The sequence below is a fragment of the Streptomyces sp. ActVer genome, from assembly GCF_027270795.1.
Taxonomy (GTDB): domain Bacteria; phylum Actinomycetota; class Actinomycetes; order Streptomycetales; family Streptomycetaceae; genus Streptomyces; species Streptomyces umbrinus_A.
Window position 1 is genome coordinate 1 of sequence record NZ_JAPWHT010000350.1, and the last position, 11,091, is coordinate 11,091.

Genomic DNA, 11,091 nt, shown 5'->3' on the forward strand with positions numbered 1-11,091 from the left:
CGCGAAGCCCACCGCGCCCCGCACCCGAACCGCGCGCGTCGCGCGCACCACCACCACCGAGCCGACAGGCAAGAGCCGCTGAGCACCGGCAACAGCCGTTGAGCGCGGATCCACCGGACCGAACTCGCCGGTCCGGACTCACCGAACCGAAAGGACAGTCACGACCATGGCCAACACCGAAACCTCTCTGAAAGAGGCCCTGGCCTCCATCGAGGGCGCGACCGGAGCCGCTCTCGTCGACTACACCAGCGGCATGGCACTCGGCACGATCGGCGGCAGCAAGGGCTTCGACCTCACGGTCGCGGCGGCCGGCAACACCGATGTCGTACGCGCCAAGATCCGCACCATGGAGCACCTGGGGCTCAAGGGCGAGATCGAGGACATCCTGATCACGCTCTCCGACCAGTACCACCTGATCCGCCTGATGAAGGGCCGCGGCGGCAACGGTCTCTTCCTCTACCTGGTGCTCGACGCCAAGCGCTCCAACCTCGCGATGGCCAGGCATCAACTGAAGAGGATCGAGGCGGATCTGGAGGTCTGACCCCGCTCCGAGGCTCAGACGAGCACGCCACCCCGACGCCGCGCCCCACCGGGCGCGGCGTCGCCCGCGGCGATCCCCGTGGCGCGATAGCCCTTGACCTGCTTGCCCGCCGGAACGCCGGCGCCACGCCCGAGCCAGTCGACGCGGACCCAGACGAGCGACTCGGCGGCCCGTTCGAGCCGTCCGATCCGGGCCGCCTTGAGGCGGAGGCCCGCCCCGGCTCCGGCAAGCAGCATCCCGCCGGCCGCGGGGACGGCGAACGCCGAGCCCAGTGCTCCCGCGAGGGCGAGCAGCAGCCACCACCGGTGCCCGCGCCGCCAGTTCCGTACCGTCACGGCCCGGTCCTGGAGCACGTCGTGCTTCCCGGCCCGGGCGGCTCCGCCCACCAGCGCCGCGTACCGCTTGTGCCGTACCAGGGCCACCACGGCCGCGGTGATCAGGAAGAGGGCGGCTCCCGCCATCACCCCGATCCGGCGCCCGGTGATCCCGGGCACCAGTACACCCACACCCGCCGAGATCACTCCGACCCACCACAACGGTGCCGCCCCGGCCCGTACGACGACGGCCACCCGCGCCAGTCCCTGCCCTCCGCGCGTCACGATCCGCTCCTCACCGACTCGACGACGCCTCTTTTGGGCACGCAGGCTAGCGAGCAAAAGTGAGACACGTATGAGAACGCCCCAAAAAAACCACGCGGGACCCCTACTCGACGAACAGGCCCCGTGCGGCGGCCCGCGCGTCGAACTCCTCCAGGCGTGCCTGCGCCTCGGGCAGCCCGTCGCACATCGCCTCCAGGAGCACCCGCCCGAGCAGCATCGGCGCGCACGCCGTGTCGAAGGCGAGCCCGGTCCCGACGGCGGCGGGAAGCAGCAGGTCGGACACCTTGGCGACCGGCGCGAACGCCGAGTCCGCCACCGTGACGACGGTCAGCCCGGCCTCCTTCGCGTAGGCCAGCGTGTCCACGACCTCCCGCGGATGCCGGGGCAGCGCGAAGCACAGCAGGGTCGTGGCCCCGGCCCGTACGGCCGAGTCGATCCGGTCGTGGACCATCGTGCCGCCCTCGTGCAGCAGCCGTACGTCCGGATGGACCTTGGCGGCGAAGTACGCGAAGCCGTAGGCCTGGGACGCGGCCGCCCGCAGTCCGAGGACCGGCAGCGGCCGTGAGGCGGCGAGCAGCCGTCCCGCCCGCTCCACGGGCCGCGGGTCCGCGAGCACGGAGGCGAGATGGCGCAGGTTCTCGATCTCGGCCTCGACGGCCTGCTGGTACTCGTTGTACGAGCCCGTGTCCGCCGCGGGTTCGGCGGGCGCGACCTCGCGCAGGTGCTTGCGCAGCGCCGGATAGCCGTCGAAGCCGAGGGCCACGGCGAAACGGGTGACGGACGGCTGGCTGACCCCGGCCAGCTCCGCGAGTTCCACGCTCGACAGGAACGGCACGTCGGCGGCCCGTCGCACCATGCTGTGCGCGATGCGCCGCTGCGTGGGGGTGAGCCGGTGGCCCTCGAAGAGCGCCTGCAGTCGCCCGGCAGGACTGTCCGTCACGCCCGCGCTCCCGTCGTCCGCGCCCGTCACGCCGTCCAGGCCCGTCTCCATGCTCGTGTCCATGTCACTGTCCATGCCCATATTCACGCTCATGTTCCCGTCCACGCTCATGCCGTGCTCCCCCTCCAGATGTCCGTGAACCGGTCGAGCAGTGCGGCCGCCGCCGTCACGTCGTCCGTGAGCGGACGGTCGGTCGGGTCGGCGTCGAGCACCGACTCGGCGAGTTCCAGCGCCCGCGCCACCGGCAGCTCCGGATCCGGCCGCAGCTCGCGCTGGCGCAACGCCCGTACGGCGGCGACGAGTTCACAGCCCACGACGAGCCGGTACGCATCGCACGCGCGCAGCGTCTGACGTGCGGCGAGCGAGGCGAAGCTGGCCTGCTCCTCGACGCCCCGGGAGAGTACAGCGTGGCCGAGCGAGGCGGGCGCGGAGAAGGCCCGCAGATCGCCGAGGGCGGCGCCGGCGGCGTACTCCAGGATCATCACGCCGGAGGAGGCGGGCTCGTGGTCGGCGAGGAAGGGGCGCAGCCGGGTGTAGGACGGTTCGTTGAGGGTCGACAGGCGTGAGGTCGACAGCCGGGCCACCTGGGTGAGGGAGAGCCTGAAGTGGTCCAGGGCCAGGGCGAGTTGGGCCTGGTAGAAGCCGCCGTGATGGTAGGCGGCCATGTCCTCGGCGCAGATCAGCGGGTTCTCGGCGGCCGCGTTGATCTCGACGGCGAGGACCTCCTCCAGGGCGTCGGCCGCGTCGTGCGCTGGCCCGTGGATCTGCGGCAGACACCGGAATCCGTACGGGTCCTGGATCCGGCCGAGCGGCGGCGTCGGGTGGTCGGCGGCGCCGATCAACTGCCGCATGCGGCGGGCCACTTCACTCGAACCGCGGTGCGGACGCGCGGCGTGCACGGGTGCCGCGTACGCCTCGTACGAGCCGTCCACCGCGACCAGCGACAGCGCGGCGACGACCTGTGTGGCCCCGATGAGCCCGCGCAGTTCGTGCAGCGCGAGGGCCGCCTGTCCGAGGGTGAGGGCGTTGCTGCTGATCAGCGCGAGGGCGTCGTTGTTGTCGAGCGGCTGGGGCTCGGGCGCGCCCACGGACTCCGGCGAACCGGCGACCGCGCCCGTGGCGGCGCCCGCGATCGCTCCTCCGAGCACACCGCCGCCCACGCTCCCCGAGGCACCGGCACCCACGACCGCGCGCACACCGGTCGACGCGTCCACGCCCCGCCAGGGGTGCTCCCCCGCGAGCGCCAGGCCCAGCTGCGCGAGCGCCGCGATGTCCCCGGTCCCCACCGAGCCGAACTCGTTCACGACGGGGTACGCCCCGGCCTCCAGCGCCTCGCACAGTGCCGTGACGACGGTGGGCCGCAGGCCCGCGCCGCCCGCGAGGAGCTGGTTCGCGCGGACGGCGAGCATCGCCCTGACCTGCCGGGCGGGCAGTTCCTCACCGATGGCGCCGGCGTGGCTGCGCAGCAGCCGCAGTCCGTGCTCGGCGGCCGCCTCGGTCGGCACGTCCTCGTTCCGGTTGGCGCCGACTCCGGTGGAGCGGCCGTACACGCGCCCGGTCGCGGCGATCCGCCGGGCGGCGTCCCAGGATTCCTCGACGCGTTTCATCGCCTCGGTACCCGCGACCGGCCGTGCGGTCCCGTCGGCGAGCCGTACGACGTCGGCGACGCCGGTGCTGCAACCGTCCAGCACCACGAGGCCGGTGGTCACCGCACCCGGTGCGTCCACATCCCGAGACGACATAGAGCGCGAACTCCCCTCAATCCGGACGTTGGATCTTGCCTGACGGTCATAAGTAACCGGCGATTAACACCGAACCGTTGACAACCTATTCAGATACAGAGAACTCTGCATGACGATATGCAGCCGGGCAAGGGACACCTCATGATCCAGTTCGACGCGGTCCACAAGCGCTTCCCGAACGGCACCACAGCGGTCCACGACCTCTCCCTGGAGATGCCAGAAGGCGGCGTGACCGTCCTCGTGGGATCTTCCGGTTGCGGCAAGACGACCACTCTGCGAATGATCAACCGAATGGTCGACCCGACCTCCGGGACCATCCGGGTCGGCGGCCGTGACGTACTGGACCAGGACGCCGCCGACCTGCGCCGCTCCATCGGTTACGTCATCCAGCAGTCGGGCCTCTTCCCGCACCGCACGGTCCTCGACAACATCGCGACCGTGCCGCTGCTCCTCGGCCACGGCCGCCGCAAGGCACGGGCCCGGGCCGCCGAGCTCCTGGAGACGGTCGGCCTGACCGCCGAATCCGGGAAGCGCTACCCGCACCAGCTCTCCGGCGGCCAGCAGCAGCGCGTCGGCGTGGCCCGCGCGCTCGCCGCCGACCCGCCGGTACTCCTGATGGACGAGCCCTTCGGCGCGGTCGACCCCGTCGTGCGCACCCAGCTCCAGGACGAACTGCTGCGGCTCCAGAAGGAGTTGAGCAAGACGATCGTCTTCGTCACGCACGACATCGACGAGGCGGTACGGCTCGGCGACCAGATCGCGATCTTCCGCACCGGCGGCCACCTCGTCCAGTGCGCGACCCCCTCCGAGCTGCTGGCCCGCCCGGCGGACGACTTCGTCGCGGACTTCCTGGGTGCCGAGCGCGGCCTGAAGCTCCTGTCCCTGACGCCGCTCAAGGACATACCCCAGGCACCGGCCCCCGAGGGCGGCACCTGGGAACTGGCCCTCGACTCGGCCCGCAGGCCCCTGCACTGGCGCACCGGGGACACCGAACTCCCCGTACGGCCGCTGCGCGACACCGACTCCCTGCTCGCCGCGCTCAACGAGTCCATCGCCTCCCCGACCGGACTCGTGGCCCGCGTCGACGCCGACGGCGCCCTCACCGGTGTGACCTCGCGCGACGAGATCCACCAGCACGCGGGCCAGGCCCACGCGGAAGCCCGGGTGGCCTCGTGACCATCGACTGGTCGTGGATCGGCGACCACACCGACGACCTCACCACCCTGACCGTCTCGCACCTCCAGGCGGCCCTGTCCGCGGTCTTCTTCGGCCTGCTGATCTCCCTCCCGCTGGCCGTGGTCGCCCACCGGATCCGCCCCCTGCGCGGCGTGCTGCTGGGCCTCTCGAACGTCCTCTTCACGATCCCGTCGATCGCGGTCTTCGTGCTCCTGCTCCCGGTCTCCGGCCTGACCCGCACCACCACGGTCGTCGGCCTGACGATCTACACCCTCGTCGTCCTCCTGCGGAACACGGTCGAAGGCCTCGACTCGGTCCCCGCGAAGACGAAGGAGGCCGCGAAGGCCATGGGCACGCGCCCCCTGCGCGCCCTCCTCACGGTCGAGCTCCCCCTCGCACTCCCCGTGATCATGGCGGGCGTCCGCATCGCCACGGTCATGTCGATCTCGCTGGTCTCCGTGGCCACGTACATCGGCGACGGCGGCCTCGGCCAGCTCTTCACGGACGGATTCCAGCGCAACTTCCCGACCCCCGTCATCGCCGGCGTCGTCCTGACGCTCCTGCTGGCCCTGGTCGCGGACGCTCTGCTGGTCGCCGTCCAGTACGTACTCACCCCGTGGACGAGGCGGCGAGCCTGACATGTACGAACTCTTCAAAGACCTCGGCGACTGGCTGGTCAGCGGCGAGCAGTGGACCGGCCCCGACGGCATCGGCCACCGCCTCGCCGAGCACCTCCAGTACTCCCTCCTCGCCACCCTCGTGGCCGCCGCGATCGCCCTCCCCGTGGGCCTGCTGATCGGCCACACGGGCAAGGGCGCGTTCCTCGCGATCAACCTCGCGTCCTTCGGCCGCGCCCTGCCCACCGTCGGCCTGGTCGTCCTCGTCTTCCTGGCGAGCGGCCTGTCGATGTGGCCGGTGTACGTGGCGCTGGTCGCCCTCGCGGTCCCGTCCATCGTGACGAACACGTACGCGGGCATGACCGCCGTCGACCCGGACGTGAAGGACGCGGCGCGCGGCCAGGGCATGCGCTGGCACCAGGTCCTCTTCCAGGTCGAACTGCCCCTCGCGCTCCCGCTGATCATGACGGGCCTGCGGCTGGCGCTGATCCAGGTGGTGGCCACGGCCACGATCGCGGCGTACGTCTCCTTCGGGGGGCTGGGTCGGTATGTGTTCGACGGGCTTGCGCAGCGGGACCTTGTGCAGGTGCTGGGGGGTGCGGTGCTGGTGGCTCTGGTCGCCGTTGTTCTCGACCTGGGTCTGAGCGGCCTCCAGCGGGTGCTGTTCCGTCATCGCCCCGCGTAGGCGCTGCCGCTGGCTGCAGTTCTGAATCTGCGGGCCGCACGTGGCTGGTCGCGCCCACGCGGCGGAGCCGCAAATTGTCACAGCCCCGCGCCCCTTACGGGGCGCCCCCGATCTCAGCAACTCCCCCTCAGGAGCTTCCACCCATGAATCGACGTACTCTCCTCGGCGGGCTGTTCGCCGCCGCGTCCGTGCCCGCTCTCGCCGCGTGCAGCAGCGGGATCACCTCGCTCGACGGCGGGGGCAGTGCCGGTGGCGGGGGCGGGTCCAGCAAGGACGGCGTCACCATCGGCACCGCCAACTTCACCGAGAACCAGGTGCTCGGCTTCCTCTACGCGGCCGTACTGGAGGCCGCCGGTGTGAAGACGAAGGTCCGCCCGAACCTCGGCACCCGCGAGATCCTCATCCCCGCCCTCAAGGGCGGCGACATCGACCTGCTCCCCGAGTACCAGGGCGCCCTCCTGCACTACCTCTCGCCCAAGGCGAAGGCGACGGAGGAGGGCGAGATGCAGAACGCCCTCGCGATCGCGCTGCCCGCCGGGCTCCAGGTGCTGCCCTACGGCATGGCCGAGGACTCCGACGCGTTCGCCGTCACGCAGGAGACGGCCGACAAGTACGGCCTGTCCTCCCTCGCCGACCTGAAGAAGCAGAACGGCAAGCTCGTCATCGGCGCCGCGCCCGAGGTGAAGAAGCGCGAGGTCGGCGCGGTGGGCCTGAAGGACGTGTACGGGGTGGAGTTCAAGGAGTTCAAGTCCCTCGACTCCTCCGGCCCGCTGGTGAAGGGCGCCCTGAAGAAGGGCGATGTGGACGTGGCGAACCTCTTCACCACGGACACCGACATCGTGGCCAACAAGTGGGTCGTCCTCACCGACCCCAAGAACCTCATCCCCGGCCAGCACATCGTCCCCCTCATAGCCGACCGCAAGGCCGACTCGACGGTCCGCAAGGCCCTCGCCGAGCTGGGCAACGTGCTCACCACCGCGGATCTGACCGAGCTCAACCGCCAGGTCGACAAGGACAAGAAGGACCCGGAGGACGTGGCCAACGCGTACGCGAAGGAGAAGGGCCTGACGAAGTAGGGCCCGAGCCGGCGGAACCCGTCGACGGCGTCCCCACCTGGTGGGGAACAACCCGACGGCGACAGGGGGGCTAACCCCCGTGCCAACCGGGCTCCGCCTCTCTACCGTTGGATTATGACCGGTATGGAAGCCCGCGACGCCGAACTCAAGAAGGAACTCGACGCCACCTTGCACGCACGCAAGGAACTGGGCGAAGAGTACGAGTCCGCGCTGGTCGACTCGTTCCTGGAGAAGGTCGAGCAGCGCCTGGACGGCGCGGTCGACCGCCGGGTGCGTCGTCAGCTCGCGGAACAGCAGATGGTGGTGGCCCGGGGCTCGCGCTCCCCGCAGGGGTCCTCGGACTCCTTCGGCGAGCGCTTCGGCTTCGGCATCGTCTCGATGGTCCTCGCGATCCCCCTGTCCGCGATCGGCGGCGGGGTCGCGGAACTGCCCGGCCTCCTCGTCGCCTGGGCGGGCATCGTCGGGGTCAACGTGGTCCAGGCCGCACGCAACTCGCCGAACTTCTTCGCCCGCCGCCGCAAGTCCTCCCAGGACAGCGAGTGGGAGGAGTGAGCCACCGCTGACCGCCACCACGCCCCGTAAGGGGCGCGGGGCTGTGACAATTTGCGGCTCCGCCGCGTGGGCGCGACCAGCCCCCACCGGCCCGCAGCACGGCAAACGACCCACAAGCGGAACACCCACACGCAAAAGGGGCCCGGTACCTACTAGGTACCGGGCCCTTCGCGAGCTTGCGCGGGGACCGCCGCACCCCCGTTACCGGGGGGCGGGACGACGGCGGTCCCCGCGAGGGACGCGGGCCGGGTCAGGGCCGGGCTTACGCGTCCGTGGCGTCCATGGAGGTCCGGGAGCCGCTCCGGAGGTCCTTGGCGCCGTTTTGGTGTCGGCCGGGGCGGGGAGCCGCTCCCGCCCTTGCCGACATCCACCAATGTGCCGGACGCGTGTTAAGCGTGTGCTGCGCGGACGTGACGCGCTCGTACCACTTCCACGAAGTTCCGCCGTGATCGCTCACACCGGAAGTTCCCCTCCGGGGTGCGCAGTTCACCGGACGTTCCTACTGGTGTCCACCCTTGGCCAGGAAGGACAACAGGTCCTGCCGGCTGACGACACCGGTGGGCTTGCCCTCGACCAGGACGATCGCCGCGTCGGCGCCACCGAGCACGGTCATCAGGTCACCCACGGGCTCACCGGAGCCGACCTGGGGCAGCGGCGCCGACATGTGCTTCTCCAGCGGATCGGAGAGCGAGGCCCGCTGGGTGAACAGCGCGTCGAGCAGCTCGCGTTCGACGACGGACCCGACGACCTCCGCCGCCATGACGTCCGGGTGACCGGCGCCGGGCTTCACGATCGGCATCTGCGAGACGCCGTACTCGCGCAGCACCTCGATGGCCTCGCCGACCGTCTCGTCCGGGTGCATGTGGACGAGGGACGGGATGGCCCCGTGCACCTTGTCGCTCAGGACGTCGGCGACGCGGGCACTGGGCCCCTCGTCCTCCAGGAAGCCGTAGTCGGCCATCCACTCGTCGTTGAAGATCTTGCTGAGATAGCCGCGCCCGCTGTCGGGGAGCAGCACGACCACGACGTCGTCGGGCCCGAGCCGCTGGGCGACCTCCAGCGCGGCCACGACGGCCATGCCGCAGGAGCCGCCGACGAGCAGCCCCTCCTCCTTGGCGAGGCGCCGGGTCATCTGGAAGGAGTCCTTGTCGGACACGGCGACGATCTCGTCGGCGACGGTCCGGTCGTACGCGGTCGGCCAGAAGTCCTCACCGACGCCCTCCACGAGGTACGGACGCCCGGACCCGCCGGAGTACACGGACCCCTCGGGGTCGGCGCCGACGACCTGGACCTTCCCGTCACTGGCGTCCTTGAGGTACCGCCCGGTCCCGGAGATGGTGCCGCCGGTCCCCACGCCCGCCACGAAGTGGGTGATCCGCCCCTCCGTCTGCTCCCACAGCTCGGGGCCGGTGGAGTGATAGTGCGAGAGGGGATTGTTGGGGTTGGAGTACTGGTCGGGCTTCCAGGCACCGGGCGTCTCGCGCACGAGCCGGTCCGAGACGTTGTAGTAGGAGTCGGGGTGCTCGGGATCAACGGCGGTGGGGCAGACGACGACGTCGGCGCCGTAGGCCCGCAGCACGTTGATCTTGTCGGTGCTCACCTTGTCGGGGCACACGAAAATGCACTTGTAGCCCTTCTGCTGAGCCACGATGGCAAGGCCCACACCGGTGTTTCCACTGGTCGGCTCGACGATCGTGCCGCCCGGCTGGAGCGCGCCGCTCTTCTCGGCGGCCTCGATCATGCGCAGGGCGATGCGGTCCTTCACGGAACCGCCGGGGTTGAAGTACTCGACCTTCGCGAGCACGGTCGCCTGGATGCCGGCGGTCACGCTGTTGAGCCTCACCAGCGGGGTGTTGCCGACGAGACTGATCATCGAGTCGTGGAATTGCACCGTTGTCTCCGGAGCTGAAAAGGAAGTGATTGAGGTGGTGTCGTCAGCCTAAGCCCCGTGTCGGGCGTTCACGTCGCGTTGAGATTGGCCGACGGTCTGTACGGGGCAAGCAGTGGGTGTACGGCAAAGAGGAGGTGGCGGCTACGCATGACGAGCTTGTCGAGAGCGAGGGTGGCACGCCGGATCGCCGCGGGCGCCGCGTACGGCGGCGGCGGGATCGGTCTGCTGGGCGCGGCGACGGTCGGAGTGGTGCTGGCCGAGGTCCAGCTGGCTAAGCGCCAGGTGGGGAACGGCCACAGCCCCCATCCGCCGAGCGCGGACGGGCTGTACGGGTATGTGTACGCCGGCTCCGAGGAACCGCTGCGCCTGACGATGCTGGGTGACTCCACGGCGGCGGGGCAGGGGGTGCACCGGGCCCGTCACACGCCTGGGGCGCTGCTCGCCTCCGGGCTCGCGGCGGTGGCGGAGCGGCCGGTGCGGCTGCGGAACGTGGCGCTGCCCGGCGCCCAGTCCGGCGACCTGGACCGCCAGGTCGCGGTGGTTCTCGGGGAGCCGGACGGGGTGCCCGACGTGTGCGTGATCATGGTCGGCGCGAATGACGTGACGCATCGGATGCCGGCGACGCGCTCGGTCCGTCACCTCTCGGCGGCGGTACGCAGGCTGCGTACGGCGGGTGCCGAGGTGGTCGTGGGCACGTGCCCCGACCTGGGCACCATCGAGCCGGTCCAGCAGCCGCTGCGGTGGCTGGCCCGGCGGGCCTCGCGGCAGCTCGCGGCCGCCCAGACCATCGGGACGGTGGAGCAGGGCGGGCGAACGGTGTCGCTGGGCGACCTGCTGGGGCCGGAGTTCGCGGCGAATCCGCGGGAGCTCTTCGGGCCCGACAACTACCACCCGTCCGCCGAGGGCTATGCCACGGCGGCGATGGCGGTACTTCCCACGGCGTGTGCGGCGCTGGGCCTGTGGCCGGCCGAGGAGGAGCATCCGGACGTCTCCCGCCGGGAGGGGTTCCTGCCGGTGGCCCGGGCCGCCGCGGAGGCCGCGTCCGAGGCGGGTACGGAGGTCACTGCGGCCATGCCCACGGGGCCCCGTGGCCCCTGGGCCCTCCTCAAGCGCCGCCGCCGCCACCGCGTCCCGGCCACGGACCCGTCCCCGACGACGACCCGGGAGCCGTCGGCCTGACCTGGCGTTTTCTCGCCCCCGCCGCCCCTACCCATTCCCGTCACTTACTCAGGGGCTCCGCCCCCGAACCCCCGCTCCTCAAACGCCGGAGGG

The 11,091-nt window shown here is 71.2% G+C and carries 11 protein-coding genes; 7 read left to right on the plus strand and 4 right to left on the minus strand.

What is annotated here, in order from left to right; genetic code table 11:
* The first annotated feature begins 166 nt into the window (after nt 1–166).
* Complete coding sequence (locus O3Q52_RS38720; protein WP_055617533.1) at nt 167–541, plus strand: hypothetical protein; 375 nt, start codon at nt 167–169, stop codon at nt 539–541.
* Between the two features lie 14 nt (nt 542–555).
* Here O3Q52_RS38720 and O3Q52_RS38725 read toward each other — a convergent pair whose 3' ends face one another.
* The 3 genes from O3Q52_RS38725 to O3Q52_RS38735 all read right to left on the minus strand — a co-directional run bounded on the left by O3Q52_RS38725 (nt 556) and on the right by O3Q52_RS38735 (nt 3,822).
* A complete protein-coding gene (locus O3Q52_RS38725) occupies nt 556–1,140 on the minus strand; it encodes a hypothetical protein (RefSeq protein ID WP_269653272.1) in 585 nt (194 codons plus the stop codon).
* Between the two features lie 103 nt (nt 1,141–1,243).
* Nucleotides 1,244–2,131 (minus strand): MurR/RpiR family transcriptional regulator, encoded by an 888-nt coding sequence (locus tag O3Q52_RS38730; protein ID WP_269653278.1) that lies wholly within the window; start codon nt 2,129–2,131, stop codon nt 1,244–1,246.
* Between the two features lie 56 nt (nt 2,132–2,187).
* Nucleotides 2,188–3,822, minus strand: coding sequence for an aromatic amino acid ammonia-lyase (locus O3Q52_RS38735; protein WP_269653273.1), 1,635 nt, complete (start codon nt 3,820–3,822; stop codon nt 2,188–2,190).
* A gap of 141 nt (nt 3,823–3,963) precedes the next feature.
* Here O3Q52_RS38735 and O3Q52_RS38740 point away from each other — a divergent pair, with 141 nt between their 5' ends.
* From O3Q52_RS38740 to O3Q52_RS38760, 5 genes are all read left to right on the plus strand, one after another.
* Nucleotides 3,964–4,998, plus strand: coding sequence for an ABC transporter ATP-binding protein (locus O3Q52_RS38740; protein ID WP_269653274.1), 1,035 nt, complete (start codon nt 3,964–3,966; stop codon nt 4,996–4,998).
* Nucleotides 4,995–5,636, plus strand: a complete 642-nt coding sequence (locus O3Q52_RS38745; protein WP_055617530.1) for an ABC transporter permease — start codon at nt 4,995–4,997, stop codon at nt 5,634–5,636. The genes O3Q52_RS38740 and O3Q52_RS38745 overlap by 4 nt, the downstream gene beginning before the upstream one ends.
* A gap of 1 nt (nt 5,637) precedes the next feature.
* The gene (locus O3Q52_RS38750) at nt 5,638–6,300 is read left to right on the plus strand and encodes an ABC transporter permease (protein WP_055617529.1); all 663 of its coding nucleotides are present in this window, start codon (nt 5,638–5,640) and stop codon (nt 6,298–6,300) included.
* Between the two features lie 143 nt (nt 6,301–6,443).
* Nucleotides 6,444–7,376: an ABC transporter substrate-binding protein gene (locus tag O3Q52_RS38755; protein ID WP_269653275.1), complete on the plus strand. Its 933-nt coding sequence runs from the start codon at nt 6,444–6,446 to the stop codon at nt 7,374–7,376.
* 123 nt (nt 7,377–7,499) lie between these two features.
* Nucleotides 7,500–7,928: a hypothetical protein gene (locus O3Q52_RS38760; protein ID WP_269653279.1), complete on the plus strand. Its 429-nt coding sequence runs from the start codon at nt 7,500–7,502 to the stop codon at nt 7,926–7,928.
* Nucleotides 7,929–8,427: 499 nt separating this feature from the next.
* Here O3Q52_RS38760 and O3Q52_RS38765 read toward each other — a convergent pair whose 3' ends face one another.
* A complete protein-coding gene (locus tag O3Q52_RS38765; RefSeq protein ID WP_269653276.1) occupies nt 8,428–9,819 on the minus strand; it encodes a cystathionine beta-synthase in 1,392 nt (463 codons plus the stop codon).
* A 147-nt stretch (nt 9,820–9,966) separates the two neighbouring features.
* On the opposite strand from O3Q52_RS38765, the gene O3Q52_RS38770 reads away from it, so the two are divergent.
* A complete protein-coding gene (locus O3Q52_RS38770) occupies nt 9,967–10,998 on the plus strand; it encodes an SGNH/GDSL hydrolase family protein (RefSeq protein ID WP_269653277.1) in 1,032 nt (343 codons plus the stop codon).
* Nucleotides 10,999–11,091 lie beyond the last annotated feature (93 nt).

What these genes read in the sequence shown, in the direction of transcription:
- O3Q52_RS38760 (WP_269653279.1), top strand. Translation starts at nt 7,500, where the DNA reads ATGGAAGCCCGCGACGCCGAACTCAAGAAGGAACTCGACGCCACCTTG.
- O3Q52_RS38720 (WP_055617533.1), top strand. Translation starts at nt 167, where the DNA reads ATGGCCAACACCGAAACCTCTCTGAAAGAGGCCCTGGCCTCCATCGAG.
- O3Q52_RS38730 (WP_269653278.1), bottom strand. Translation starts at nt 2,131, where the DNA reads ATGGAGACGGGCCTGGACGGCGTGACGGGCGCGGACGACGGGAGCGCG.
- O3Q52_RS38740 (WP_269653274.1), top strand. Translation starts at nt 3,964, where the DNA reads ATGATCCAGTTCGACGCGGTCCACAAGCGCTTCCCGAACGGCACCACA.
- O3Q52_RS38755 (WP_269653275.1), top strand. Translation starts at nt 6,444, where the DNA reads ATGAATCGACGTACTCTCCTCGGCGGGCTGTTCGCCGCCGCGTCCGTG.
- O3Q52_RS38735 (WP_269653273.1), bottom strand. Translation starts at nt 3,822, where the DNA reads ATGTCGTCTCGGGATGTGGACGCACCGGGTGCGGTGACCACCGGCCTC.
- O3Q52_RS38750 (WP_055617529.1), top strand. Translation starts at nt 5,638, where the DNA reads ATGTACGAACTCTTCAAAGACCTCGGCGACTGGCTGGTCAGCGGCGAG.
- O3Q52_RS38770 (WP_269653277.1), top strand. Translation starts at nt 9,967, where the DNA reads ATGACGAGCTTGTCGAGAGCGAGGGTGGCACGCCGGATCGCCGCGGGC.